Source organism: Haloplanus sp. CK5-1 (assembly GCF_037201915.1).
In the GTDB taxonomy this organism is placed as follows: domain Archaea; phylum Halobacteriota; class Halobacteria; order Halobacteriales; family Haloferacaceae; genus Haloplanus; species Haloplanus salilacus.
In genome coordinates this window covers 1,561,423-1,586,361 of record NZ_CP147505.1, presented here as the reverse complement: position 1 = coordinate 1,586,361, position 24,939 = coordinate 1,561,423, and the positions used below count along the sequence as shown (strand labels likewise).

25 protein-coding genes and 1 tRNA gene are annotated in these 24,939 nt (G+C 66.2%); 17 read left to right on the top strand and 9 right to left on the bottom strand.

Going from position 1 to position 24,939, the window contains the following annotated elements; genetic code table 11:
- Positions 1 to 262: 262 nt before the first annotated feature.
- From NBT81_RS08390 to NBT81_RS08380, 3 genes are all read right to left on the bottom strand, one after another.
- The gene (locus tag NBT81_RS08390) at positions 263 to 685 is read right to left on the bottom strand and encodes a TRAM domain-containing protein (RefSeq protein ID WP_338742429.1); all 423 of its coding nucleotides are present in this window, start codon (positions 683 to 685) and stop codon (positions 263 to 265) included.
- A 70-nt stretch (positions 686 to 755) separates the two neighbouring features.
- On the bottom strand, positions 756 to 1,793 hold the full coding sequence (locus NBT81_RS08385; protein ID WP_338742428.1) for a hypothetical protein: 1,038 nt from the start codon (positions 1,791 to 1,793) through the stop codon (positions 756 to 758).
- A complete protein-coding gene (locus NBT81_RS08380) occupies positions 1,793 to 2,263 on the bottom strand; it encodes a hypothetical protein (RefSeq protein ID WP_338742427.1) in 471 nt (156 codons plus the stop codon). Before NBT81_RS08380 ends, NBT81_RS08385 begins: the two co-directional genes overlap by 1 nt.
- 120 nt (positions 2,264 to 2,383) lie before the next feature.
- Between NBT81_RS08380 and NBT81_RS08375 the strand changes: the two genes are divergently transcribed.
- The 11 genes from NBT81_RS08375 (at position 2,384) to NBT81_RS08325 (ending at position 9,809) form a co-directional block, all read left to right on the top strand.
- Entirely contained in the window at positions 2,384 to 2,797 is a 414-nt protein-coding gene (locus NBT81_RS08375; RefSeq protein ID WP_338742425.1) for a hypothetical protein, read from the top strand.
- Positions 2,798 to 2,894: 97 nt separating this feature from the next.
- On the top strand, positions 2,895 to 3,335 hold the full coding sequence (locus NBT81_RS08370; RefSeq protein ID WP_338742423.1) for a DUF5518 domain-containing protein: 441 nt from the start codon (positions 2,895 to 2,897) through the stop codon (positions 3,333 to 3,335).
- Between the two features lie 249 nt (positions 3,336 to 3,584).
- Positions 3,585 to 4,838: a hypothetical protein gene (locus NBT81_RS08365; RefSeq protein WP_338742421.1), complete on the top strand. Its 1,254-nt coding sequence runs from the start codon at positions 3,585 to 3,587 to the stop codon at positions 4,836 to 4,838.
- Positions 4,839 to 4,966: 128 nt separating this feature from the next.
- On the top strand, positions 4,967 to 6,073 hold the full coding sequence (locus NBT81_RS08360) for a DUF3179 domain-containing protein (RefSeq protein WP_338742420.1): 1,107 nt from the start codon (positions 4,967 to 4,969) through the stop codon (positions 6,071 to 6,073).
- A complete protein-coding gene (locus NBT81_RS08355) occupies positions 6,060 to 6,653 on the top strand; it encodes a hypothetical protein (RefSeq protein ID WP_338742418.1) in 594 nt (197 codons plus the stop codon). Before NBT81_RS08360 ends, NBT81_RS08355 begins: the two co-directional genes overlap by 14 nt.
- A gap of 134 nt (positions 6,654 to 6,787) precedes the next feature.
- Positions 6,788 to 7,288 carry a molybdopterin-dependent oxidoreductase gene (locus NBT81_RS08350; RefSeq protein ID WP_338742416.1) on the top strand — a complete coding sequence of 167 codons (501 nt, stop codon included), beginning with the start codon at positions 6,788 to 6,790 and terminating at the stop codon, positions 7,286 to 7,288.
- A gap of 105 nt (positions 7,289 to 7,393) precedes the next feature.
- Positions 7,394 to 8,005 (top strand): cyclodeaminase/cyclohydrolase family protein, encoded by a 612-nt coding sequence (locus NBT81_RS08345; protein WP_338742414.1) that lies wholly within the window; start codon positions 7,394 to 7,396, stop codon positions 8,003 to 8,005.
- A 75-nt stretch (positions 8,006 to 8,080) separates the two neighbouring features.
- Positions 8,081 to 8,641, top strand: coding sequence for a hypothetical protein (locus tag NBT81_RS08340; protein WP_338742412.1), 561 nt, complete (start codon positions 8,081 to 8,083; stop codon positions 8,639 to 8,641).
- 108 nt (positions 8,642 to 8,749) lie between these two features.
- Complete coding sequence (locus tag NBT81_RS08335) at positions 8,750 to 9,067, top strand: PAS domain-containing protein (protein ID WP_338742410.1); 318 nt, start codon at positions 8,750 to 8,752, stop codon at positions 9,065 to 9,067.
- Between the two features lie 111 nt (positions 9,068 to 9,178).
- Positions 9,179 to 9,664, top strand: a complete 486-nt coding sequence (locus NBT81_RS08330) for a HAMP domain-containing sensor histidine kinase (RefSeq protein WP_338742409.1) — start codon at positions 9,179 to 9,181, stop codon at positions 9,662 to 9,664.
- 70 nt (positions 9,665 to 9,734) lie between these two features.
- A tRNA-Glu gene (locus NBT81_RS08325) sits at positions 9,735 to 9,809 on the top strand.
- Between the two features lie 297 nt (positions 9,810 to 10,106).
- Here the strand turns inward: NBT81_RS08325 and NBT81_RS08320 are convergent.
- Positions 10,107 to 11,297, bottom strand: a complete 1,191-nt coding sequence (locus NBT81_RS08320; protein WP_338737857.1) for an ISH3 family transposase — start codon at positions 11,295 to 11,297, stop codon at positions 10,107 to 10,109.
- Between the two features lie 354 nt (positions 11,298 to 11,651).
- Here NBT81_RS08320 and NBT81_RS08315 point away from each other — a divergent pair, with 354 nt between their 5' ends.
- Positions 11,652 to 12,236: a DUF7344 domain-containing protein gene (locus NBT81_RS08315; protein WP_338742408.1), complete on the top strand. Its 585-nt coding sequence runs from the start codon at positions 11,652 to 11,654 to the stop codon at positions 12,234 to 12,236.
- Positions 12,237 to 12,242: 6 nt separating this feature from the next.
- Here the strand turns inward: NBT81_RS08315 and NBT81_RS08310 are convergent, their stop codons facing one another.
- Genes NBT81_RS08310 through NBT81_RS08295 form a run of 4 tightly spaced genes read right to left on the bottom strand, consistent with a single transcriptional unit; the run spans position 12,243 to position 19,874 of the window.
- The gene (locus tag NBT81_RS08310) at positions 12,243 to 14,249 is read right to left on the bottom strand and encodes a SpoVR family protein (RefSeq protein ID WP_338742406.1); all 2,007 of its coding nucleotides are present in this window, start codon (positions 14,247 to 14,249) and stop codon (positions 12,243 to 12,245) included.
- On the bottom strand, positions 14,246 to 15,568 hold the full coding sequence (locus NBT81_RS08305) for a YeaH/YhbH family protein (protein WP_338742405.1): 1,323 nt from the start codon (positions 15,566 to 15,568) through the stop codon (positions 14,246 to 14,248). The genes NBT81_RS08310 and NBT81_RS08305 overlap by 4 nt, the downstream gene beginning before the upstream one ends.
- Positions 15,559 to 17,811, bottom strand: coding sequence for a kinase anchor protein (locus NBT81_RS08300; RefSeq protein WP_338742404.1), 2,253 nt, complete (start codon positions 17,809 to 17,811; stop codon positions 15,559 to 15,561). Before NBT81_RS08300 ends, NBT81_RS08305 begins: the two co-directional genes overlap by 10 nt.
- The gene (locus NBT81_RS08295) at positions 17,808 to 19,874 is read right to left on the bottom strand and encodes a serine protein kinase PrkA (protein WP_338742403.1); all 2,067 of its coding nucleotides are present in this window, start codon (positions 19,872 to 19,874) and stop codon (positions 17,808 to 17,810) included. Before NBT81_RS08295 ends, NBT81_RS08300 begins: the two co-directional genes overlap by 4 nt.
- A 368-nt stretch (positions 19,875 to 20,242) precedes the next feature.
- Here NBT81_RS08295 and NBT81_RS08290 point away from each other — a divergent pair, with 368 nt between their 5' ends.
- Positions 20,243 to 20,623: a DUF5820 family protein gene (locus NBT81_RS08290; RefSeq protein WP_338742401.1), complete on the top strand. Its 381-nt coding sequence runs from the start codon at positions 20,243 to 20,245 to the stop codon at positions 20,621 to 20,623.
- 25 nt (positions 20,624 to 20,648) lie between these two features.
- On the top strand, positions 20,649 to 21,098 hold the full coding sequence (locus NBT81_RS08285) for a UPF0179 family protein (RefSeq protein ID WP_338742399.1): 450 nt from the start codon (positions 20,649 to 20,651) through the stop codon (positions 21,096 to 21,098).
- On the opposite strand, the gene NBT81_RS08280 is transcribed toward NBT81_RS08285, so the two are convergent.
- Complete coding sequence (locus tag NBT81_RS08280; RefSeq protein ID WP_338742397.1) at positions 21,041 to 21,895, bottom strand: succinylglutamate desuccinylase/aspartoacylase domain-containing protein; 855 nt, start codon at positions 21,893 to 21,895, stop codon at positions 21,041 to 21,043. The two genes, NBT81_RS08285 and NBT81_RS08280, sit on opposite strands and share 58 nt — an antisense overlap.
- Before the next feature lie 99 nt (positions 21,896 to 21,994).
- Here NBT81_RS08280 and NBT81_RS08275 point away from each other — a divergent pair, with 99 nt between their 5' ends.
- The 3 genes from NBT81_RS08275 to NBT81_RS08265 all read left to right on the top strand — a co-directional run bounded on the left by NBT81_RS08275 (position 21,995) and on the right by NBT81_RS08265 (position 24,907).
- Positions 21,995 to 23,371, top strand: coding sequence for a hypothetical protein (locus NBT81_RS08275; RefSeq protein WP_338742396.1), 1,377 nt, complete (start codon positions 21,995 to 21,997; stop codon positions 23,369 to 23,371).
- A 63-nt stretch (positions 23,372 to 23,434) separates the two neighbouring features.
- A complete protein-coding gene (locus tag NBT81_RS08270; RefSeq protein ID WP_338742395.1) occupies positions 23,435 to 23,929 on the top strand; it encodes a DUF309 domain-containing protein in 495 nt (164 codons plus the stop codon).
- Between the two features lie 141 nt (positions 23,930 to 24,070).
- A complete protein-coding gene (locus NBT81_RS08265) occupies positions 24,071 to 24,907 on the top strand; it encodes a bacteriorhodopsin (protein WP_338742394.1) in 837 nt (278 codons plus the stop codon).
- Positions 24,908 to 24,939 lie beyond the last annotated feature (32 nt).

The window sequence follows — 24,939 nt, the reverse complement described above, 5'->3', positions numbered from 1 at the left end:
ATAAAGATCGCACCGGTCGGATACCCGGATCGATTCCACTCGCGACCCACCACGGCGAATCGCGAGGCAGTGTCGCCTGAAACGGTTCCAACAGTTCCGTACGCAGTCGGTAGCGACGGAGGGTTCGGATTTCGCGGACCGACGCTAATATCGTTGCTGCACGTCCGGGTGGTCGCCCCGCGTCAGACGGTCAGCGCACCGAGACACGCGATACGTGCCCAGTCCGAACACCCTCGCCGCTCTCCTGACACGGCCTGGCCACCTACTCGTAGTGACCCGACCGTTCGACGACGTCGGCGAACGCGACGTTCTGCCGTACGTCCGTGATCTCGATTTTGACCCGCTCGCCCTCCTCCGTCTCGGGGACGATCACGACGAAGCCCCGTTCGACCCGGGTGATCCCGTCGCCCTGTTCGCCGATGTCCTCGATCTCGACGTCCCGCGTATCACCCTGCGCGACCGGTGGCTCCGGCGCTTCGCGCTCCCGCCCGGACTCCACGTCCTCGCGTTCGCTCCGCTCCGGTTCGCCCGGTTCGTGTGCGGGGACCACCGCGATACGGTACGTCTCCCCTCGCTGGAGGGAACCCATCTGTAGTTCACGCTCCGGAACGGTGATCACGTACGAGTCGTCCCGTTCCTCGATCGAGGCCGAAAACAGACATTCGAGCCGTTCGGGAATCTCCATTAGTTGGTCTCTCGGCAGAGTATAGTGGGGAACCACTTGACTGTGCCGTCACACCGCGTGGCGACAGGTGTTACTCCGTTACCCCGAGGATAGTGAGGTCCCTCTCCAACTGTGGTGCTATCTTCGGACTGCAACAGTCGATATCGATCCGTTCGTGCTGCCAGTGACGGCCGTCTTTCCCGTTCCAGACGCCATAGAGCGTCACCTTCGGCAGTCGAACGACACCGAACAGGACTGCGAGGTAGTAGAGTAGTTCCGCGGCTTGTGTCCACGAGCCAGCCGCCGTTCGGGGAACGTCCACCGGGAAATCGACGTGTTGTGCGGGAACGCCGACGTCGACGCTCCGATCGACGAATCCGTAATCGTTGCTGAGCACCACCGCCTGCTTGCGACTGTTCCGATTGAACGCTTCGTAGGCCGCGACGATGGCTTCGTCCCCGGTTTCGCAGTCGAGGATATCGACGGTCCGGTTGGCCCGAAGGCGGCGGTACTCGTACAGGGCGAGGAGCCCCTCCCGGTTGGCTCCGGCCGGCTGGTCGTCGAGGCGAGCGAACTCGTCGCCGAAGGCCGCGGTCAACTCCGCGGTGTTGTACTGCTTGTAGTGCCAGTCCAACTCTTCTTTGACACCCGTCGCCAGCGCGTACCCGTTGATCGGCCGTCGTCCGCGGTCGTCGGTCTCCCCGGTTTCGGCATCGATACCCAACACGTCCGGGAGCCGCCACGCGACGATGTTCGCATCGAGTCCGAGAACGACGGGGTCGTGTCCCGCTTCGAGGTCGGCGTACCCGTGTCGGCGAACGAACTCGTGGACCTCGTCTCGGTTGTCGAGCGCGACGTGGCCGCTCGCGACCATCGCACGGGTGTACGTTTCGGCATCCGGAAGGTCGTTGTAGGCGGGTTCGCCGTACTTTGCAGGGATCGTTTCGCGGTTGTCCTGATACGTCATCGTCCCCTGTGTACACCGGATCGTGGCCCGCCCGTCGTCCTCCAGATCGATCCGCACGAGTTCGCCTATCGCCCCACAGGGGTGTTTGACGGGAATCGAGTCGACGCCGTGATCGTACAGCGCGTTCAACAGCACCACCAGCCGACTGCGCTCTAGGTGCATTACAGCACCTCCTTGAAATCGATCAGTTCCGTCGCCGTTCGGGGGATCTCGGCGAAGAACTGTCCGTAATAGCCCCCAGATTTGCGGTAAAAATAGAAGACGTGATCGGCGTCGAATTTGAATCCTGCTTGGAACGCGATGGCGGACATGAACTTCCGACCGGGGGTGACGTCGACGGCGATCGTGTCGTCAGCCTCCCGTGCAGCCTCGATCGTCGACCGGTAGAACTCGATGATCTTCCGAAAAGCGGTCTCGTTTTCCAGATCGTGCGTAGCGATAGCGGCGTCGTTCCCGTACGCATCGACGATCACCTCGAACCGGTCGGTCGCATCCGCGACCGACTCGGCGACCCCCGGATTCGACAGAACCAGTACCTCGTCCGGGACGTATCCGCGGTCACACGCCGCTGTCAGCGGGTTCAAAATCGCGGGCATGGTAGGGGTGCCGATAGTCACCCAGATTCGAGCCATTGGCCAACCGGAGTGTCCCCACGATCAATAGTGTTCCCGTCACCCGATCGGCCCCGATACCGGGCACGGTTGCACCTGCGGCCGGTCGATCGTTCCGGCTACCTGTCGGTAGGACGGTCGGTGCAGGGGCGGGACGAGACGCACCTCGATCGGCCGTCTGCCTCGATCCGTCTCGGCGGCGGAGATGGGATCAAGCACCACGCCGAAGACGTGTTCGCTAACGCGGTGACGCCGCCGGTCGACAGGTTATTTTCGTCCACGGCGACGACACGTACCGGTATGCCGCCCTCCGACGAACTCGACGAACGAAAGGTCCGATCGATCGTACGCGAGGAGATCGCCGAAACGACCCGGACGCTACTGGGAACCGTCGTCTGGACGGTGCTCTCGATATGTGCCGTGTTGGTCGGTCTCCAACTGATCCAGGTTGCACTGTACGCGGTTCCGATCACCGCAGCAGTGGGGTTCGCCCTCGCGGGTACGGTCGTAACGGGTGCGAGTCTGTACCTCCTCTATCTTCTCTACCGGGAGTAGTGTAGCACCACCCCACCGAGACGACGAGACGAACGTGCGTATCCGATCCAGCAACACTGTGATGGGCTTTTTCACGAGGGGAGCGGACGCGTCGGCCATGGTCCGAATCGGCCCCCTCCAAACGACCGTGATGTGGAAGTACGCCCTCGTGGGAGGGGTACTCGCACTGCCGTTCACCGCACTCGAAGCGTGGCGGTCCCCGGAGGATATGACACTCGGAATGGTCGTCGTGGGGAGCGTGGTCGCCGGCTACTTGGTCAAGCGACGCGGCGGGAAGAGCACTGCGACCGGACTCCGAGCCGGCCTCGTCGGTGGATTCCCGGCCCTCTGGGGGCTACACGAACTCCTCTGGGCGGTCCCGACCGTCCCGAACCCCCTGTGGTTCCGAATCGTCGGAGGCGTGATGGTGCTCTCGGTCGGTGGCGTCATGTTGGTCGCGTTGGCTGTCTTCGGTTCGATCGCCGGGCGCTTCGGTGGCTGGGTAGCCGAACGACGCGGTCACGGCGGGGCAGTCGACGCAACCGGTAGTGACCGGTGAAACAGACGACCGAGTCCGGAGGACGGGTGGTCAGGAAGCGTACCACACCGCCGACTCCCGTCCCGGATAGCCCTGTCGTTCGGTACGACGCGATCCCGGATAGGTGCCTCGTCGCCGAGCAGTCCGGTGGTTTCACCCCCGCGACTGACGTGGCGGGACGACCCGTCGACGCCCGGTGACCGCCACGCCGGTGACACTTACTACTGTGGGGTCGAACGGCTACCCACCATGGGCCAGGACAGGGCTTCGATGCTCTACCCAAACGCCGACGACGACACGGACGCGCCCGGCGGCGTATCTCGCCGTCGAGTGCTCGCGACCGGTGCCGTCGCGGGCACCGCGGCGACCGCTGGCTGTGCCGGCGGCGGGAACGACGGTACCGACGCCCGGACGCGCCGAGCGACCGTGTTCGTGTTCAACACCGGTGACGGGACGGTAAGCCTGATCGATCCGGAGCGCGACGAACTCGTCGGCACGCGGGCGGTCGACCTCTCCTCGTCGTTCCCGTCGAACCAGTACACCCCGGAGTTGGTCGACACGCACGAGGAGTCGCTGTGGCTCAACGTCGGTCGGGGCGTCCGCGGCCTCTCGGCCGGATCACTCTCGGAGACGGCGGCAGTCGAGACGGAGTCGGGAGCCAACTGGCTCGAACGGACGCCGGACGGGGCTCACGTCGTCGTCAGCGCCAGAGAGCCGACCCACGCGCAGTTCCGGATCGACGCCGATCCGTCGTCGGACGGGTTCGGCGAGGTGACCGCCGAACTCGACCGAGCGGCCGAGGGCGGCAACGGGGACCGGGACGGTCCCGGCCCCTGTGACGTCACGATCCACCCGGACGGCGAGTACGCGTACGTCCCCGACATCTTCGGCGACACGCTGACGGTCCTCCGGATCGACCCGTTCGAAATCGAGACACAGATCGACGTGGGACCGGTCGGGGACGGACCTGCACGCCCGTGGATGGCGACCGTCTCGCCGGACGGTCGGACGTTGCTCGTCGAACACGACGAGGGTGACGCCGGAACCGAGAGCCTCTGGGACCTCGGCGATCCGGCGGTCCCCGAGGAGACGGCTCGCCTGACGGCCGCCGACGGCCTCGGTGAGCGACCGCTGACGAGCGAGATCGGCCCGAACTCCGACCGGGGGTACGTCTTCACGCCGGGATCGAACGACGTCACCGTCGTCGACTTCGAAGCCGGGACCGTCGCCGACCGACTCGACCTCGACGGATCGGCCTTCGTCGGGACGTGGGGACCGTCGCGGACGTCCCTGTACGTCCCGATCCAGACGAACGACGAGGTAGCGGTGATCGACCACGAACGTGGGGCGGTCGTCGACCGGATCGACGTCGGCCCCAGACCGTACGGGGCGACGGCGGCGGGGGTCCGACCGCGGAGCGACCCCGCGTCCGACATCTCGCTCGCGATGGCCCGCCTCGGCCTGACCGAATCGGCCGAGACGACGTACTGCATCGGCAACTGTGCGTGTGGCCACCGGCTCTGATCCCCCGGCCCACGACCCGACTCGGCGTAGCGCGCTCGCGAGGGCGGCCACGCCGTGTGGTGTGTGTATGTGTGTGAACGCCACACGACCGGTCAAGGGTTAATCCACCCCGACACGGCAGTTCACGTATGAGAGTCACTCGACGCCGGTTCGTCGCTGCGGCCGGTCTCGGCGCCGTCGCCGGGTGTACGGGAAGCGCCGATCCCGGGGCCGGGGGCACGTCGTCGACGTCGACCGGGTCGGGCGTCGAGGAGTCGATCCCCGTCGAGGACGTGGTGCCGACCGCGGATCGGACGCTCCCGTTGCCGATGGCCCGGGACGACCTCCGAGCCCACGCCGTCTCGGGAGGCCCGCCCAAGGACGGCATCCCCTCGATCGACGACCCGACCTTCGTCGGGAGCGCCAACGCCGACTTCCTGAACCCGGGTGATCCCGTCTTCGGCGTCGTCCACGGCGACGTGGTGAAAGCCTACCCCCAGAAGATCTTGGTCCGTCACGAGATAGTCAACGACCACCTCGGCGACCGCCCGGTCGCGGTGACGTACTGTCCGCTCACCGGGACTGTCCAGGGGTTCGAACGCGGCGAGACGACCTTCGGCGTCTCCGGTCGCCTGATCAACAACAACCTCGTGATGTACGACCGCGCCACGGAGACCTGGTGGCCACAGATCCTCGCCACCTCGATACCCGGCCCGTGGAACGAGACCCCCGGCACCCACTCGCTGCGGGAGTTCGGCCTCGTGTGGACGACCTGGCGTCTGTGGCGGGAGCGACACCCCGACACGACGGTCCTCTCGACGGACACCGGGTCGGCGCAGAACTACGGCCGGGATCCGTACGGCTCGTACAACCCTACCCGTGGCTACTACGAGAACGGGACGACGCTGTTCGGGACGTTGACGGAGGACGACCGGTTCGACCGGAAGCACGTCGTCCTCGGTGCCCGGATCCCGGACGGGGCCGTGGCGTTCGACAAGGCACCGCTCCTCGAACGGGGAGTGATGACGGGCGAACTTGGCGGGACGCCCGTCGTCGCCGTCGCCGACTCCGATCTGGACACCGGCTACGTCTACCTGAACCCCGACGGGCGACCCGTCGCGAGCGACGGCGAACGGGTGTCGGTCGACGGGTCGTCGCACGACCCCGCCGACCTCCCCCTCGCGAGGGTCCACACCTTCGACGCGATGTGGTTCGCCTGGCACGGCTACTACCCGGAGACCGATGTCTACGCGTGACGGTCGGAGCCGGGTCGGTGCCGCCGTCTCTCGGACGCTCACGGTCACGAGGGTCGTCCTCCGCCGTCGCGACGCGTCGGCCGTCGCCGCCGCGACGGGACTTGGCTACCTCCTGGTCTACCTGTACGCGCTCGGCCACCTCGCGCCGGGAATCGGCGGTGTGGACGTGACCGTCGTCTCCGACGCGTTCGCGACGTTCTTCCGTCCGGCGCTCGGTCCGCTCTCCTTTAGGCCGGTCGCCCGCGTGTCGGTCGGTCCGATAACCTACCTCTTCTCGCTCAACACCGTGTTGGGAACCGGCGTCGCCGCCCTCGTCGGCCTGAACCTCGGGACGACGTATCTCGCGTGGCGACAGCCCTCGACCTGTGGGGTCGGCACCTCCTCGTCGGGCGTTCTCGCGGGGATTCCGGCGGTCCTCTCGGGGACGGCCTGCTGTGGCCCCGTCGTCCTCTTCGCGCTGGGAGTTCAGGCGTCGGGCATCGTCGTGACCGCGTTCCAGTTTCTCCTGCCCGCCGCCGTCGTGTTACTGGTCGGGAGTCTCGTCCTGGTCGGCCGGCGGGTCGACCCGACGGCGATCTGATACGGTTTGTTGTAACTGTTCGCCGGACTGCCTTGGCGACTCACCGGTAATGACTTACAATAATCCGTATGAGCGACCGGTCGCCGGAACGGGTTCGTCTCAACCGTTTTTACCCTCGGTGCCGAACGACGACCGTGACCGACCTCGAACGCCATCCGATCCCGGCGGACGTCGACCCCGAGGCGTGGACGCTCGACGTCACCGGGTCAGTCGACCGACCGCTCACGCTCACGCGAGACGACCTCTCGACGTACTCCCTCGACCCGTTCCACGAGGACTTCGACTGCGAGGCCGGCTGGACGGCCGAGGGCCTCGCGTGGCGTGGCATCCGGGTCGGGGTGCTCCTCGACCGGGCCACACCCACCGAGGATACGGCGTACGGACTCGTCCGGGCCATGGACGGCGACTACGCGTGTTCGTTTCCCGTCGACCGCCTCCACGATGCCCTCCTCGCGGTCGAACTCGACGGCGAACCGCTGCCGGCCGCCCACGGCGGCCCAGCACGGCTGGTTCCGACCGGCGACGGCGGGGACTGCTGGGAGAGCGTCAAGTGGGTCTCCGAAATCGAACTGCTGGAGCGGGAACCGACGACGGCGGACACCGCCGAGTCGCTGGCGCTCTCCCGCATCGACTGAGCCGTCCGGTACCGATCCGACGGCGGGAGCGACTCCCGTCCACCGCCGACCGACCCTCCTGGTGCGCAAAGGGTTTGTACGCACACGCGTCCACGTCCCGTTACCGTGACCTACGCCGACGACTCGATCGACGACTTCCTGTCGGCCGTCGCCTCGGAGTCCGTTACCCCCGCTGGCGGGACGACGGCGGCCGTCGTCGGCGCGACCGGCGCGGCACTCTGTGAGATGGTCTGTCTCCACACCCTCGACGCGCACGGGAACGGCGAACCCCGAGACGGTACGACCGAGGCCGACCTGCCCTCGATTCGCGACGACCTCCGGTGGTATCGGGGGCGACTGTTGGCGCTCGCCGACTCCGACGCCGACGCGGTCGCGACGCTGCTTGCGGCCCAGCCCACCGACTGTGCGGGTGCGACTCCCGAGGCCAAGCGAGCAACGGGCGTCCCCCTCGCGATCGCCGAGGCGTGTTCGGCCGTCCTCGACCACGCGGCGACCGTGACCGAGGTCGGAACCCCGGTCGCCGTCCCCGACGCGGTCACCGGCGCGTTCCTCGCTCGGGCGGCCGTCCGGGCGACTGCGTTCACCGTCCGACACAACGCCGACCGTTCGGCCGACCCCGCCTTCGCTGACGGGATGGTCCGGCGCGCCGCGGCGGTGGAACGGGACGCCGAGCGCGCCTGTGAGCGGGTAGTCGCGACCGCCGAGGCCCGCCGCTGATCGCTCGACGGGTCTCGTTCGTGACCTGACACCGTGCGACGACCTTATGAGCCTCACTCACGGAGCCGACACCACATGGATCGACGGACGCTTCTGGCGGCCGCGGGTGCCGGTCTCGCCGGACTCTCGGGATGTGGCTCGGCGGGGCCCTCGGACGAACCGACCTCGACGCCGGCCACCGACACACCGGCGGCGACGGCGACGGCGGCGTCGACCGAGACACCCGAGCCGACGGTCACACCCCCGAAACGGCGGTACCAGCCACAGTTGCTCGACGTCGCCCTCGTCTCCGAGTGGGCCGCCCCCGGCGACCTGGAGGCGAACCGCGTCGACGCCGTTCGCCGCGGCCAGCCCGCCGTCGTCGCCTTTCGCTACCGCCTCCGCGTCCCCGAGGGGACGATCAACCTCAAGGAAGGGATCGACATCTCGAACGCCGATGGACTGGTTGTCCGCCGCAACCGAGAGCGAGACCGGACCGTCGACTCGGCGGGGCTCTACACCTGGGAGGACGCCGTCACCCTCCGAACGGACGACTGGCCACTCGGCGAACTGACCGCGAGCGTCGCCATCGGCGAACTCCAGTTACACCGTACCTCCGACCAGATGTCGGTATCGTTCGAACTCACGTCCGGGTGAGTCGACGGTTCCACCGCCGGCTTGGTTTTTTTGATCGTGGTCCGCCTCCTCGTGGACGAATGACGACTGGAGACACACGACGGACGGAGTCGATCGGGAGACCAGTTCGTGCCGGACGCCGACTGCGCTGAGCGACTGCTCGACCGCATCATGGACGGTGTCTTCGGTCTCGACACGTCCTGGGAGTTCACGTACCTGAACGACCGTTCCCGATCGACCGTCCACGACGCCGTCAGCGAGGAGTTCACCGCCGACGAACTCGTCGGCCGGAACATCTGGGACCTGCTGCCACAAGCGCGCGACTCGGTCTTCGAGACGAAGTATCGCGAAGCGGTGCGCACGCAGGAGTCCGTCTCGTTCGACGCGCGCTACGGTCCCCTCGACGCGTGGATCGAAGTCACCCCCACCCCTCCGAGACCGGACTGACGGTCTGTTTCAGGGACGTCACGGAGCGTCGTCGCCAACGGGTGGCTAGATATCGCTCGCGAGGAGTACGATTCGGAGGCCATCGACAAGATCGGCTCCTCACACGACCGGATGGAGTCGATCATCGACGCCGTGTTGGCGCTCGCCCGCGCGGGCCAGGACGTCGACGATCCGGTCGGCCTCGACGCGGTGGCGACCGACGCCTGGGCACAGGTGCCGACGCTCGGCGCGGCCGTCGATATCGACACCGGCCTGACGGTGCAGGGCGATCCGACCCGCCTCCAACGGTTGTTCGAGAACGCCTTTCGGAACTGTGTGGAACATGTCGCTCCCGGCGAGGCCGACACCCCACTCGACCTCTCTGTCACCGTCGGAGCGCTCCCGGACGGTGAGGGGTTCTACGTCGAAGACGACGGCGTCGGCATCCCGGCCGAGGAGCGCGACCGGGTCCTCGAATTCGGATACTCGACGGCCGACGACGGAACCGGCGTCGGCCTGAGCGTCGTCGAGGACATCGCCGAGGCCCACGGCTGGGCGATGACGGTCACGGAAGCCGACGGTGGCGGCGCGCGATTCGAGTTCGAGGGCGTCGTGTGAGCGAGTGCGAGCGAAAAAGACGGATTTATCAGTAGCGCTCCCATCGTGAGAATCGCGGAACTGCGACACCGCTCGGTTGGTGTAGTCCGGCCAATCATGTTGGCCTTTCGAGCCGACGACCAGGGTTCAAATCCCTGACCGAGCATCGAAGTGAGACGCGCACGGAGGGGATTTGAATCGGGGAACGGCTTCGCCGTGACCGTGGTTCAAATCCCTGACCGAGCATCGTCGCTAGTTGTCCACTCTATCGATAGCGCCGGTGGCAAGAGTCCGGTTTAACACGATAAGAAGGCCGAAACGAGACGAATTCCACTCCTGACGCTGCACCGAGTTAGAAAAATATCAAATACTTGGCTGTTGTCCGCTGTGGCAGTTATTTCGACGACCGTCAAAAGATAGCTGTCGCTGTTCGCCAGCCTCGCTTCAGCCGAAGCGAGGCGGCTCAGCCGAGTCCGTGCTCGTATCCTGGTGGTAACCCTTCACTGTTTGTCCGATGCTTTTGCTTCCAGCCGAGCTCATCGTCTAACACCTGCTCGATCCCGTGGAGAAACCCATCACTGAACGTGAAATCTGTCGGGAGTGCTCGCCCGCCACGCCGTGGCCGGGCGAGCACTGCCCATTGCAACACGAGCCACAACTGCTCCAACAGGAACCCGACACCCACGTAGAAGAGCCGAATTATCGTCGATGGCGTCGTTGTCAAAGCACGCGCTTCGCGGAACTTCTCATAGCTCTTCTCGATCCGTGACCGATGGTTGTAGACCTGCGCCACTTGCTGCGGCGTGCGGTCTTCCAGACCGTACGCCGCGTAGCCCGTTTGTTTGAGCCCTGATTTTCCACGATCACCGTTCTGGTAGGTGACGTTCACTGCCAGCGGATACGTCTGTTCGTACTCTTTGTCTTCACAGACCGTCTCTTCTGTCATATGCGAAGCAGTGACAGCAAGTTTCTCCCGGAGCGAGTCTTTCCGGGTTATGACCGGAAAGACTGGCGGTGCTGTCTCCCGAAGAACACCGATTAACTCCCCGACGAAGGCGTCTCTGTCCATGAGGATCTGGTCGGTCTCGAATGGATATGTCTCGACGCGGGCGAGCACGCGCTCGACCGCGTCGGCCTTGCTGTCCTCGCCATCAACTGGTTCAACTGCCAGTGTTAGTGGCTTTCCCTGCGCGATGACGAACGCAGTACAGTACCGGTGACACTTCGTGGTTCCGTCCCGTGCTTCCATTCTCCTGAACTCGTCCTCGTCGTCTGGATGACCGTGGAACGGATTGTCCATGAAGTCCAGACAGATGGTTCTCGACCCGCCGCGGTCGAGAACCGTCATTGCCACCAGTGCGAGGATATCGTTGACAGCATCGAGCATCGGCTCTTTCTCCAGGGTGTGCAACCAGTCCATCACTGGCTCGCGGTTTGGCGTGTCCTCAGTATTCGTTGTGACGCCGTTGACTGAGGTTGTGTCAACAGCAGCTCGTAAGACGACTTCCATGATCTCCTCGGAATCGAGGCCAGAGCCCTCGATTCCTTCCATCGGTATCAGCTCAAGCAACTCCATGCTAAGAGACTTCAACTGGCTGTTCGAAATGTACTCGTCCGGATCTGTGAGGATGCGTTTGAGTTTTGGTAGCCTCATCACGCATCCATCCGGACGGCGGCTGAATCAGGCGACTGATTCAGTCGCGTCATTCTGATCACTACGTGTCAGCAACTGGTCTCTTGAGCCAGAGTGGACAACTAGCGATCGTAGGCGGAGACGGAGTATTAGACACCACGAGCGCGAGCGATCGGTTCCCGTGGGTCGGCCCGACGGAGGGTCTCCCCGCGGCGTGGCGACCGAAGTCGTCTCCGCCGCCGCCCACCGCTCTCTCACCGCCCCCGAAACCTGATCGGGGGATGAATTTATCAACGAACGGACGGTACTGAACACGTATCTTAGTCGGAGCGGCTCCGGATCCCGACCGCCGTCGTCCGACACCGAAGCCAACCCATGTCTTCCACCGACCCACGCCTCCGTGACCACTCCCGATCCGATGGGCTGTCCGAGGACACGCTCTTCTCGATCCTGAGCAACGAGCGGCGACGCTACGTCCTCTACTATCTGGACCGGATCGAGCGGGACGCGGAGTTGAGCGACCTCGCGGAGCGGATCGCCGCGTGGGAGAACGGGATCGATGTCGCCGACCTGGAGTACGACCAGCGCAAGCGGGTCTACACCTCGCTCCACCAGACGCACCTGCCGAAACTCGACGACGCGGGGGTCGTCGACTACGATCACGACCGAAGCACGGTCGTCGCCGCGGCGGGGGTGTCCGACATCGACGCCTACCTGTCCGCTGTCGACGACGGAGGACGGCAGTGGAGTCGTCGCTACCTCGGGCTGTCCGCACTGTGTCTCGGGTTCCTCGTCGGGGCGTGGCTCGACGTGTTTCCGTTCACCGCGGTCCCGGACCTCGCTCTCGCGGCGGCGGTCGTCGTCGTCTTCGGCTTCTCTGGGGCCGCTCACGCGTGGCTGTCGCATTCGGACGGGATTCGTGTCGTCCTCGGCACTGGAACCGACGCCGACGTGGAGTGACCGCCGTCAGCTCAGCCACTCGTCGGGCTTCGTGTCGTAGTCGATGTCGGCTGCGGCGATCCGCTCTTCGAGTTCGGGATCGAGTTCGTGCGTTTCGAACCCCTCGCCGTCGTACCTGATCCGCTTACCGACCTCCGTCGGTGTCGGTTCGCGGTTACGGCGTCGGGCGATCTCCAGTTCGTGTTCGTCGTACTCGGTGACGACTGTCATCAGGTTGACCGGCCGCCCCCACAGATCGTAGCTGCGTTCCAGCACCTGTTTCGCTTGGTCGACGTCGAGGTCGATTCCGTTGTACTGGTGGCCCAACAACAGCTCGTTGCGATTCCCGAAGTTGCCGTCGTACACCGCGACCGTCGGTTTCCCGAAGTTGGTGAACTGCAACAGGAGCTTCTTTTTCACGTCCTCCGGGTCGGTGGAGGCGACCCGGAAGTCGCCGGTCGTCTCGGAGTACTCGTAGGTGAAGTAGTCGTTCTCCGTGACGAACTCCTCGGAGAGGAAGGCGTCGATGAAGGTGACGTCGTTGTGGCTCTCGCGGAGTTCCCGCATCCGCTCCCAGCCGACGGTGTAGTCGACGGCCGCGACGGCGTCGGCCACGGTGTCGTACTTCGCGTCGTCAAACATGTACCGCGCCAGCCGTTCGAGTTCCGACCGCCGGATGCGACGGAGGAAGCCGCGGTTCTGTGGCCGGCACAGCGAGAAGTGTCGCTCCGCGAGTCCCGCCGTCGTGAGCACCTTCCAGGGGTACCGTTCCACGTCGACGTCGCCGGCCCGCGCCCGTTCCAAGGCGTCGGCGTCGACGCGCGGGTCCGACGGATCGAGGTCGGCGAGCGTCGCCGGGGTGATCGACGCGATCTCCGGGTCGGGAGCGAGCAGATCGGCCACCGCCTCGAAGTCGATCACGTCGTGGAAGTTCCGCCAACTGACGCCCTCGACCCGGAGGAGGTGATCGGCCACCTCGCGCCGGTTGGTCACGTTCTCGACGTACTCCCAGAGCTCCATCCCGAGTTTGTACGGATTGAGCCCCGGCGAGCCGAGTACCCGGGCCATGTGGTCGGCGTAGGTGACGAACTCGTCGTCGCCGGCGAAGTTCTCGTCGCCCATCATGAGCGACTCCCAAAAGGAGGCCCATCCCTCGTTGAGCACCTTCGTCATCTTCTGTCCCGCGAAGTAGTATGCCTCCGTGCGTAGGATGTCGAGAACTTCCTTTTGCCACGGCTCGAACGCCTCGGCCTTCCCCGTCTCCTCGTCGAACTGTCGGCCGTGTTCCCGGAGGAAGGCGAGCACGTCGGCGTGGGGCTCTTCGAGTCGGGCGGCCGCTCGCTCGGACTCCGCGAGGTCGTCCAGCCACTCCTCGTCGAAGGCTTGCCTGCGCACGTCCTCGGAGACGTCCAGGTCGTCCAACCGCTCCCGGAGGTCGGGCGGCGCGTCGCTCTCGCGTCGCTCGTCGGCCCGCGCGAACGCCCGGTGTTGGTCGATGGTGTCCTCCAGACAGAGCACGGCGTCGATGAACCGTTCGACTTCGTCGCGGTCGATGTCGGGGTCCTCGACGTATCCCCTGATGGTCTCGCCGTGGCGTTCGAGCATCGCCGCCGCGTCCAAGTCCGACCGATCGTCACCCTCCCCGTCGCCGAACAGCCCGAACCACTCGTTGTTGGCAAAGAAGTCGGCGTGGGCCTCGACGTGGGTGATGACCGCCTTCTGGTCGGCCAGCGAGTTCGACTCCTGCAGGAAGGCGTGGGCGGGATTGTCGTTGTTGACGATTTCGAACGCCTTGCCCATACCGAACTGGTCCTGTTTTCGCTGGCGGTCGTAAGCCATCCCCCACCGCCAGTGGGGGTACCGCTCCTGGAACCCGCCGTAGGCGATGAGTTCGTTCATCTCGTCGTGGTCGACGATCCAGTAGTTGACCGGATACGGGTCGAGCCCCAACTTCCGTGCCAGATTCGCCGCCTCCTCGACCGGTTCGGTGAGGCGGGTCGCTTCCCTCCGTGCGTCGACGCGGTCGTCCCTCATTTCGTGTCCTCCGTGCTCAGGACCTCGTAGATGGCGTCGGTCACGTCCGCGGGGTCGGCGACGTACGTGACGACGACGCCCGTCTCGTCTTCGAACGCGCGTTCGACCTCCTCGGCGTGGGTGGCGTTGATCGCCGTCCCGCCCGGTTGGGTCTCCACGTAGGCGTGGCGGTTCGCCGGGATCGACTCCATCAGCGGGACGACGTTCTCGGTGGTGTCGTTGCTGGAGTTCTCCGAGTCGCCGGCGGCGAAGACGTAGCGGTTCCACTCCGCCCACGGGTAGCGCTCCTCGAGGACCTCCGCGGCGAGTTCGTACGCCGAGGAGATGCGCGTCCCGCCGCCCGAGCGGATGCCGAAGAAGTCGTCGCGGTCGACCTCCCACGCCTCGGCGTCGTGGGCGATGTAGACGAACTCCGCACGGTCGTACTTGCCGGTGAGATACCAGTCCAGCGGCGTGAACGTCCGCTCGACGAGTTCCCGCTTCCCCTCGCGCATGCTCCCCGACACGTCGCGGATGTTCACCACGACTACGTTCTTCTCCGTCTCCTCAACCACCTCGGGGTGACGGTAGCGCTCGTCCTCCCGCCGGAACGGAACCTGTTCGATCCCGTCCCGACGGATGCGTTCGGCCGCCGTCGTCCGCTCGGCCGACTCGCTCATCTCCTCGAAACTCCCCCACCGGCCCCGCTCCTCGTCGGGGATCGAGTCCCACTCGTCGTCGATCCACGCCCGCGAGACGAGGACGTTCTCCCCGCGACACCACCGGAACACCGAATCGGGGGTCGCCCCCTCGACCCGCATTGCCTCGCGGACGAACGCCTCGTCGAAGTCGGTCGCCAGTTTCCGTTTCAGGCCCTTCTTGAACAGGCGCTCGAAGTCGAGGGTGCTGTCCGGTCCGGCACGCGCAAGTTCGGTGAAGTCGCCCTCGACTTCCTCGATTACCTCCTTGCCCTTCGGCTCGAGGTCGAGGCCGAGTTCCTCGTCGAGTTCCTCGGCGAACTCCTCGGGGTCCATCTCGTAGTACTCGTGGTCGCCCGGACCGTCGCCGGGGTCGCCGTCCTCGTCGCCGGGGTCGCCGTCGGCCGGCTGGGGCTCGCCGACCGGTTGGCCCACGTCCGGCGTCTCGCCGTCGCCCTGCCCGACGCCGCCGCGGTCGCGGGGGTCGTAGGCGAACTCCGGGAGGTCGATCACCTTGATCGGCACCCGGATGTTGTCGGCGTCGCTCCCGCCGAGGTCGCCGTAGCGGATGAACTCAGTCAGGTCGTTCCGTCGGCGTTCGCCGACCTCGCGGAACCGGTCGAGGTCCTCCCTCAGTCCCATCGGTAACTCACCTCCCGCATCACCTTTCGGCTCGTCAACTCCGCCGAGGCGGGCGAGTAGCCCATCTCCCGGAGGTGATCGAGCGCGTCCGCCTTGCGCCGCGCCGTCTCGGTTCCGGAGGGTGGGTCGGCCCACTGGACCGGATCGAACCCCTCGAACAGGCGGGCCACGTCGCCCCAGTCGTGGCTGTCGAGCACCGCCCGGATGACCGGGATCTCGGAGACGTCCACGTCCTCGATGGCGAAGTCCTCGTCTCGGTTCTCCCACGCGTACCGGTTGATCGCGGTGACGACCTTCTCGTTGCGGAACTCGGCGACACGTTCGGTCGGCTCCGCGCCGTCGTACGCACCCTCGCCGAACCGCCCGAGGTGTTCGGTCTCGAACACCTTCATCAGCAACGGATCGGGGTCGGCCGGGCCCCGATCGGTCGACACCCGTTCGTCGTTCGCCCACGCGAAGACGTGTTCGACGTACTCCGCGACGGTCGCCTCTTCGACCCCCTTGTCGGCGAGGAGGGCGTCGAGGACGTCCGCCTCTTGGCGGTCGAAGACGTGACTCTTCACGACGGCCAAGCGGTTCTCGTACTCGGCGGCCTCGGCCCGCGAGAAGACGGGGGCGTCGGCTACCCCGTCGGCCATCGCGTCCAAGACGTCGTCCGGCATGACGACCCGTTCGACCGGCAGATCCGGATGTTCGCGGTCGGCGTCCGACTGGAGGAGGCCGGCGATCACGTCCCGCGTGTAGGTGACGGGAATCCCGTGGCTGCCGTCGTCACCGTCGAAGGCGAACGCGTCGGCCTCGATCCGTTCGTCGCCCTCCTGCAGGTAGCCTTGGTCGAACAGCAGGGCCTTCTCGACGAGGCTCCGATTGCCGGGGACGTCCTCGCCGTCCAGCCGCGTGACGACGCTGTACAGCGCCGCCGCTTCGACGGCGTGGGGTGCGAGTTCCCGTTCAACGACCCCGGTGTCGTCGTCGCGAACCGACAGCGACAGCCCCTCTCGGACGCGTGATTCGAGGTCGGCGTAGCCCTCGGCCTCCCAGACGGCCGTCTCACTCGTCAGTTCCCGCCGGAGCAGTTCCGCCTCCAGCGAGAGGTTGGTGAGGTAGCCAAAGCGACGTTTGTCGAGGCGGCGCTTGAGCGCCTTCAGCGGATCCCGTCCGTTGCGGTCGGCGTACTGGTCGAGTTCCACGTCGAGGTCCGGGTTCGAGATGATGAGCAACTGCGTATCGATATCCATCCCGATCCCCTTGTCCAACTTTACCCGGCCCTCGTCGGGGACGTTCAACAGTTTTCGGAGCAGGTCGGCGTGTTGGGCGGCGTCCTCGACGACGGTCAACAGGCCGTTGCCCTGCGAGAGAACGCCGTCGTAGGAGAACGCCTGCGGGTTCTTTCGCCCCCGCGAGTCGAGTTCCCGGAGCATCCCCGGCATCCACGACCCGACCAGTCGCTCCTTGGGTGTGCCGTCGTCCTCGGAGTGGAGGACGCCGATCCCTCGTCCCACGTCGACGACGTAGTTTTTCACCCGGAGGTGGCGCGGGTCGGTGATCGACGAAAAGAGGTTCCGCCCGCCTGCCCGCCGGTACCGCTCCTCGAGGACGTCGTACGCCTCCCGACAGAACGGATCGAGGTCGGCTTCGACCCGCGTCGGGATGTGGTCGCCCTCGTTGAGGTCGGAAAGGATCGAGGCCCGGACGCCGGCCGGAAACACCGACAGCGGGTGGGACTGGACCGGGCTCTCGTACCAGTCGTCCTCGCGGTCGCCCCCGTCGCCGTAGCTCAGGCCGCGGTCCTCGGACGCGTTGGTGACGTTCCACTCCACGGTGTAACGCCGCCCCGCATCGGTCTTCGAGTACTCCCGGAGGCCGTTGATCAGACAGCGCTTGAGTTCGGATTTCCCCGTCGCGGTCGGACCGTCGAACCAGATGATCTTCTCGCGTTTCCCCCGGTCCGCCGCGATGGTCCGGAGGTCGTCGACGAAGCCGTTGAGCGTCTCGGTGTTGCCGAGGACGGCGTGTTCGCCGCCGTTGGCGGGGTCGTCGAAGAATCGGTAGCGATCGCGCGTCTCGCCCTCCTCGATCACCGTCCGCGTTCCCATCGACTCGATGGCTTCGAGCAGGTACTTCGGCGCGTGGGAGGCGATAGAGGGCCGTTCCATCGCCGCCTCGACGTACGCGTCGAGGCTCATCGGCTCCTCGTACGCCCCCGAGAGTTCCGCGTCGGCGGCCGCGATGTAGTCAGTCATCCTTCGAGTTCGCTCTTCGCGACTTCCGCGCCGGCGAACTCCAAGACCTCCGTGGCACCCTCGCGGGAGTATCCCTGTTCGATCAGCGCGTCGATCCACGCGCTCCGCTCGTCGTCGTCGAGTTCGTTCGCGGACACCAGCGCGGAGAAGTTGATGTTGTGTTTCTTGTCCTCCCAGAGTTTGCGCTCCAAGGCGCGGCGGAGGCGGTCGTTGTCCTGCGGGTCGAACCCCTCGCCCTCGCGGGCCCGCCGGCTCACCCAGTTCGACACCTCCTGTCGGAAGTCGTCCTTGCGGTCGGTGGGAATCTCCAACTTCTCCTCGACCGAGCGCAGGAACGTCTCGTCCGGTTCCTGCTCCCGGCCCGTGAGGTCGTCGGTGACGGTGGCGTCGTCGATGTACGCCATCACGTGGTCCATGTACTTCTCGCCCTGCCGTTGGATCTCGTCTACGTCGTACGCCAGCGCGTGGCGGACGTCCTCGATGGCCCGCTCTTTGTACTCCTCGCGGACGAGTTCGAGATAGCGGTGGTAGCGGTCGACGTTCTCCTCGGGGATCGATCCGTGGTTCTCGAGGTTCTTCTCGAAGTGGCTGAACACCGACAGCGGGGAGAGGTACTCCCGGCCGCGGTGGGTGGCGTCCATGATCGCCTCGGCGATCTCGTCGCCGATGAACCGGGCGGAGACGCCGTCCATCCCCTCGGCGATATCCGCCGTCTCCTCGCCCGCCTCGCGGAGTTTCTTCACGTCGACGTCGTCGGTCTCGTCGATCTCGCCGTTGTAGGCCTTGGCCTTCTGGACGAGCGTGACGGTCTCGCCGTCGGGGTCGGTGATCCGGGTCAGGACGCCGAAGAGGCCGGCCATCTCCATGACGTGTGGCTCGATATGCATGTCCGGCACGTCGGCGTTCCGGAGCATCTTGCGGTAGATTTCGGCCTCCTCGGAATATTCGAGGACGTACGGGAAGTCGATCCGTTTGGTGCGGTCGTTGAACGCCTCCATCTTCTCGTCGCCCTTCTTGTCCCGGTACTCGGGCATGTTGGTGCGGCCGACGATCACCTGGTCGATGTCGATCCGGGGGTTGTTCTTGGGCTTGATCGTCTGCTCTTGGGAGGCGTGCAGGAAGTCGTAGAGGAACTCCCGCTGGAGTTTCAGCAGTTCCTCGCCGGAGAACAGCCCGCGATTGGCGTTACAGAACGCCCCGGAGTAGTCGAACGCCCTCGGATCGGACTCACCGTAGACGGCGATCTTCGAGTAGTTGACGTCCCCCGTCAACTCCGTCTCGTCTTGATTCTTCTTGTCCTTGGGTTCGAACGTCTCGATGCACTGGCGTTTGTTCTCGCTCGCGACGAGGCGGATGACCTCAACGTGGTTGTCGAGGACCGCCTTCAGGTCGTCGTCGTAGTGGGCCAGCAGCCGATCCATGTAGAACTCGCTCGCCGGATCGAGCGACTGCTCGTTGCGGATCGTGTAGGGCGCGTCGAGGGCGTCGTTCAGCCGGTCCAGCACCCGGTCGCGCTGTTCTTGCGGAAGGAGAACCAGCGGGTCCTGGTTCATCGGCGAGACGACGGTGTCGTCCGCCGGGTCCTGGTCGCGGACGATGTTACAGAGGTTCGTCCACCGGAACGTGTACATCCGCCCCGCGTCGCTCATCGTGTAGTCCTCGAAGTACCGACGGACCATCCAGTCGAAGTGTGACTTGCCGGAGCCGACCGGGCCGAGCAACAGTTTGATCCGTTTTTCGGGGCCGAGGCCGCGCGCGCCGCTTTTCACCTTGTTGACGAACTCGTGGATGGATTCGTGTACCTCCCGACCGTAGAAGGTGCTCTCCCCGTCGTACAGCGGGTCCTCCGAGGCCATCCGGTACTCGACGACGCCGGCATCCTCGTCGTACTCCGTCCCGTAGTAGTCGAACATGTCGGCGACGCGCTGGTGGGTGTTGCGGGCGATCCGGGGGTGGTCGTGGACCTCGTCGAGATACCAATCGAACCCCTTCGCTTCGCGGAGATCCGCCGGTACCGATTCCTTGTACTGCTGGCTGAGGTCTTCGAGGGTTTCCTTCGTCATTGTCTATTCTGGGTCTCGGGGTCGACCGCCGCCGACGCCGTGTCCCCTCGCCGGGATGACGCGAAGTGTGAGCACGCATTACACCACGAGCACGACCGTGGCGTCGCGGAGCGACTGTCGGAGGCCGGCGAGCGGGGCATCGACGGACGGCGACTCGGTCCGCTGGTACCCGAGACTATAAACACTCTCAGTATTTGATATACATAAGCCTTGTCCAGCACCGCCAGAACTGTTGATCTCACACCTGCGGAGTGCGGGGGCCGGCAGTGGACGCTCGAGCGTTCGAGTGCCGCCGCCTCGCGCTTTCACGTGTGCGTCGCCTGCCGCGGGCGAAGGCTACTTGGAGGCCGGGCTGCCGAGATGAGGACGTGAGTTTCGACAGCCTCGCGGACGGATGGACGGTCTGGCACGAGGAGTCGGACGGCCGGGCGGTGTTGGCGTACCGCCCGGACGTGTTCGACACCGAGGCGTTCCCGGCCCCCTGTCTCCCGACGATCTACCTCTCTCCCGGATCACCCCGACGGCGGCCGGGCGCGCGAGGGTCCGACGAGTGGACCGTCACGCTCTATCTCGAGCCCGAAGTGGACGCGCGGGTAGAGACCCGAGACACCCGGGCAAAAGCGGTCGCCGCGGCCGTCGAACTGGCCGGCGCGTTCGCCGCGGGAGAGATCGACTACCGCGCCGTCTACCAGGTCCCCCGGGAGGCGTACTGCGACCGGCTCGACGCCCTCGTCGGTCGCGAGACTTAACCGCGCGGGCACAGAACGTGGCGGCATGTCCGAGGTCACGCTCATCGGGACGCGGCTCGCGGAGGTGGGTCGGGAGTTCGTGTTCCGCGGCGAGTCGACCGCGTGTGAGGGCTGCCCCTACCGCGGGCAGTGTCTCGACCTCTCCCCCGGATCCCGCTACCGGATCACCGACGTCCGAGAGAACGCCCAGACGCTCGACTGTGCCGTCCACGACGCCGGCGTGCGAGCCGTCGAGGTCGAACCCGCTCCGACCCCCGCGAACGTGCCGTCACAGACCGCCTACGCCGGGAGCAAGGCGGGGCTCGCCGGTGCCTGTCCGTACACCGACTGTCCGAGCCACGCCTACTGTGTTCCCGACGGTGTCGACTTCGACGCCGAGTACCGCATCGACGAGGTGCTCGGGGACCCGCCACACGACTACTGTATGCTGGATCGGGACCTCACGCTGGTCGAACTCGCGCCCCGTGAGGACTGACCGTCATCGACGTCGGCTAGCCGTCCCACCCGGTCGCCGGCGTAGCCGAACACGTTCTCGTACCCCTCCGGAGACATCAAGATCGGATAGAACGCGTCGTCGGCCACGTGGTCGTCGCCGTCGGCCGAGGCGAAGGGGACGCCCGCGGCGACGCGTTCGAAGTTGTCGACGAACACCTCGTAGTCGTCGGCCGGTGCCTTCGGCACCCGGTCCGTGAGCCGGAACACCGGGATGTCGCCGTCCGCCTCCGTCTCGGCTTCCGGGTCGAGAGCCCCGGTCGCGACGAGGAACGCCTCGACGAGCGATCGGGCGTTCGCCGCCGCCAACTCCGACCCTTGGAGGCCACACTCCACCTCGACCGTCCCGGGGTAGGAGATCAGCCGACCGTCGGCGTAGGCCGCCGTCTCCACCACCGCGTCGACGGGGAGCCATTCACAGATCGCGGCGATCCCGGGATCGACGGTGTCGACCAGTGCGAACGGGTTCGCGTACGACTGCGTGGAGTGTAGCGAGAGCGTCGTACAGCCGTCCAGTTCCGCCAGGAGGCGGGCCGCCAGCCGCCGTTCGTGGCTCTCGGCGACGTCGTCGCCGGGAAACGAGCGGTTGAGGTCGTCGTCGAGGTAGCGTGCCCCGGCATCCAGTGCTCGCTCGTTGGCGACGACGAACTTCACCGGGCGCTGGAACGCCGGTGGGTCGGCGAGCAAGGCGTCGACCGCCTGCGGACCACAGGGTTCGTCGCCGTGAATCGCCGCGACGACCGCCACGTCCGGGTCGTCGCCGAACTCTCGAATCCTCATTGTTCGTCTCTAGTCGTCGGCGTTGAAGTGCGTTCCGTGTCGGTTCGATCCGGGCGGGGCTACACGTACTACTAACCGATAGGCGAGCGTTCGGTTTCCATGGACATCACCGATCTCCCGACCATCTCGTATCCCATCGTCGACGGCCCACTCGAGTACTACCTGCTCGGCGAAGCACATCTCGCAACCCCGACCGACCGCGACGCAGTCGACGCGTCGACGTGGGCGGACACCCGAACCGTCGACCTCCAACTCCAGGCCGCCACGTCCGGCGCCGACGTCGTCTGCACCCACCACCTCGTCGACGCGACCGACGCCGACGACTCCGATCGGTACGTGTTCCGACTCACCGATCCACGGCGCACCGAACTCCGGCCGAACGGCGACTACGAGCGGATTCCGGTGAACGTCCGTCGCGCGCTCCTGTGGACGGGGTTCGCCGACCCGACTGCGCCAGCCCCACGCCGCCCACACGAACTCGACTATCTGTGTTCGCTCCACGCGACCCTCGCGTCCGCCGCCACCGACAGCCACCCGTTGGTGCAGGTGGCGATGAGTACCCTCTCAGCGTTGCTGAAGACGTACGCTCTCGGATTGGGCCTCCAGATATCGATCCCGGACGAGGAGTTCTCGCTCGACGACCTCGGCCTCGGCGTCGTCGGAGACGTCTTCACCGACGCCGACCGACGCCGCGAGGTCGCCGCGGAGATCGTGACGAGGTACGACGTCGACGGCGCGGCGGTCCTGCCGAAGGTGCGCGACATCGACATGATCGAGTGGCACGCGGACGAACCGCCGACCGAACCGCCCTACACGGTCCCGGCCAGTCGGGACCACCGGGGCGAGGCTCTCCCCGCGGTGACGGTGCTCCTGCTCCGATCCGACGGGGACCTGTACCTTCGGGCGACCGCGTTCACGCGGTTCAGCTTCGACCAGTACTGGTTCCGGATCCAAGACGAGGAGAGCCGAACCGCGGTGTTGGAGCACACACGGGACGACGGCGCCGGCACGATGCCGCCCGTCGAGGTGTACTACGAACTGTACACCCGGGGCTTCACCGTCGACAACCTCCCGCGGATTCCGGACGGCGAGTCGCTGGCGAAGACCGTCCACCGGGTGGACGACATCGTCGCCCACGTCGAGGGGACGTTCGGCGTCCGACACGACTCCGCGGCGTGGGCGCAGGAACAGTATCGCGACCTCGTCTCGATGCTGCTCGTTCTCGAACGGATGCGGGAGGCGACACCGGCGGCGACGGACCGCGCGATGGACGCGGTGACGGACGGCCACCCGCTTCCGATCGAGAGCTACGCCGCCTCCCCCATCGTGTCCGAGGGCGACCTGCACGACCCGGAGACGATCGAGGCCGTCGTGGAGTCGCTCGGAGCAGTCAGTGACCGCATCGACGGCGCGGGCCGGCACCTCGCCGACGTCGTCGACGGTCTGCGGTGGGACGGGAACCTCGACGACGCCTGAGCGCCGTGGGCGTGTCGGTCCCCCCACCGCAGCGCTTAGGCCTGTGGCCCGTCTGCGTGTGGTATGGACGACCACACCCGCGACCACGGCGTCGGCCCGCCGACATCGGGCGACCCCACGGGCTGGCGGGCGAACCGCGGCGAGTCGAACGGGTGGGAACACGGGACCCTCCGGCGGGCGGTGGTCCACGGCGTCCGCCTCTACAACGCCGGTGCGTTCCACGAGTCACACGACTGTTTCGAGGACGAGTGGTACAACTACGGGAGCGGATCGACCGAGAGCGCCTTCCTCCACGGGATGGTTCAGGTCGCGGCAGGCGCGTACAAGCACTTCGACTTCGAGAACGACGACGGGATGCGGTCGCTGTTCGAGACGGCTCTGGAGTATCTCCACGGCGTCCCCGACGACTACTACGGGGTCGACCTCCGGGACGTGCGGTCCACCCTCCGGGCGGCGCTCGACGACCCGACCGCCATCGAGGGCTGGCGGATCGAACTCGACGGCGACAGACCGACCGCGACCGACCGGGACGTCGCGTACGCCGAGCGACTGGAGTGACCTCGCGTCGCCGGATTGTCACGTTCTGTCGGGTTGTGATGACGGAACCGCACTCGACCCCACCGTTAGTTATTGGTTCGACAAATCACAAGGGGTGGTGACCGTCCGACTGTCGGTCGAGACGGTCGACGGAGCACGACGATGATCGAAACGTTCCTCACCGAGGCGGCGACGGGTGCACAGTTCGGTGCCCCCCTGCAGGCGCAGGGCGAGGTCCTGACCGAAATCCAAAACGACGTGCTGTTGAACAGTTCGCTCTGGGTGAACATCGCCCTGGCCGGGCTTTCGATCCTGCTGTTCGTCTACATGGGTCGCAACGTCCAGGGGGAGCGCGCGAAACTGATCTGGGTCGCGACGCTGCTGGTGCCGCTGGTATCCATCTCCTCCTACACGAGCCTCGCGTCCGGGCTGACGGTCGGACTCCTCGAGATGCCCGCCGGCCACGCCCTCGCCGGCCAGGAGGTGCTGTCGCCGTGGGGTCGGTATCTCACGTGGACGTTCTCGACGCCGGCGATCCTGGCCGCACTCGGCCTGCTCGCCGGCACCGACTTCACGAAACTGTTCACCGCGATCACGATGGACGTCGGGATGTGCATCACGGGACTCGCGGCCGCGCTGATCACCTCGTCCGTGCTGTTTCGCTGGCTGTTCTACGCGATCAGCTGTGCCTTCTTCCTCGCCGTGGTGTACATCCTGCTGTTCGAGTGGCCCGCCGACGCCGCAGCCGCCGGCACCGGCGAAATCTTCGGCACGCTCCGGAACCTCACCGTCGTCCTGTGGTTCGGCTACCCGATCCTCTGGGCGCTCGGCTCCGAGGGGCTGGCGCTCCTGAGCGTCGGCGTCACCTCGTGGGGCTACTCCGGCCTCGACATCCTCGCGAAGTACGTGTTCGCGTTCCTCCTGCTTCGGTGGGTCGCGAACAACGACCGCACCCTCGGCGGCGACGCCTTCGGCGGTCCGGTCCCCGGCGACGACTGACCGGACGACCCGTCGCCGACGCCGGCGGCGCA

Coding starts and splice junctions, on each gene's coding strand:
- NBT81_RS08390 (WP_338742429.1), bottom strand. CDS start 685: ATGGAGATTCCCGAACGGCTCGAATGTCTGTTTTCGGCCTCGATCGAG.
- NBT81_RS08385 (WP_338742428.1), bottom strand. CDS start 1,793: ATGCACCTAGAGCGCAGTCGGCTGGTGGTGCTGTTGAACGCGCTGTAC.
- NBT81_RS08380 (WP_338742427.1), bottom strand. CDS start 2,263: ATGGCTCGAATCTGGGTGACTATCGGCACCCCTACCATGCCCGCGATT.
- NBT81_RS08370 (WP_338742423.1), top strand. CDS start 2,895: ATGGTCCGAATCGGCCCCCTCCAAACGACCGTGATGTGGAAGTACGCC.
- NBT81_RS08365 (WP_338742421.1), top strand. CDS start 3,585: ATGCTCTACCCAAACGCCGACGACGACACGGACGCGCCCGGCGGCGTA.
- NBT81_RS08360 (WP_338742420.1), top strand. CDS start 4,967: ATGAGAGTCACTCGACGCCGGTTCGTCGCTGCGGCCGGTCTCGGCGCC.
- NBT81_RS08355 (WP_338742418.1), top strand. CDS start 6,060: ATGTCTACGCGTGACGGTCGGAGCCGGGTCGGTGCCGCCGTCTCTCGG.
- NBT81_RS08340 (WP_338742412.1), top strand. CDS start 8,081: ATGGATCGACGGACGCTTCTGGCGGCCGCGGGTGCCGGTCTCGCCGGA.
- NBT81_RS08330 (WP_338742409.1), top strand. CDS start 9,179: ATGGAGTCGATCATCGACGCCGTGTTGGCGCTCGCCCGCGCGGGCCAG.
- NBT81_RS08320 (WP_338737857.1), bottom strand. CDS start 11,297: ATGAGGCTACCAAAACTCAAACGCATCCTCACAGATCCGGACGAGTAC.
- NBT81_RS08315 (WP_338742408.1), top strand. CDS start 11,652: ATGTCTTCCACCGACCCACGCCTCCGTGACCACTCCCGATCCGATGGG.
- NBT81_RS08310 (WP_338742406.1), bottom strand. CDS start 14,249: ATGAGGGACGACCGCGTCGACGCACGGAGGGAAGCGACCCGCCTCACC.
- NBT81_RS08305 (WP_338742405.1), bottom strand. CDS start 15,568: ATGGGACTGAGGGAGGACCTCGACCGGTTCCGCGAGGTCGGCGAACGC.
- NBT81_RS08300 (WP_338742404.1), bottom strand. CDS start 17,811: ATGACTGACTACATCGCGGCCGCCGACGCGGAACTCTCGGGGGCGTAC.
- NBT81_RS08295 (WP_338742403.1), bottom strand. CDS start 19,874: ATGACGAAGGAAACCCTCGAAGACCTCAGCCAGCAGTACAAGGAATCG.
- NBT81_RS08285 (WP_338742399.1), top strand. CDS start 20,649: ATGTCCGAGGTCACGCTCATCGGGACGCGGCTCGCGGAGGTGGGTCGG.
- NBT81_RS08280 (WP_338742397.1), bottom strand. CDS start 21,895: ATGAGGATTCGAGAGTTCGGCGACGACCCGGACGTGGCGGTCGTCGCG.
- NBT81_RS08275 (WP_338742396.1), top strand. CDS start 21,995: ATGGACATCACCGATCTCCCGACCATCTCGTATCCCATCGTCGACGGC.
- NBT81_RS08270 (WP_338742395.1), top strand. CDS start 23,435: ATGGACGACCACACCCGCGACCACGGCGTCGGCCCGCCGACATCGGGC.
- NBT81_RS08265 (WP_338742394.1), top strand. CDS start 24,071: ATGATCGAAACGTTCCTCACCGAGGCGGCGACGGGTGCACAGTTCGGT.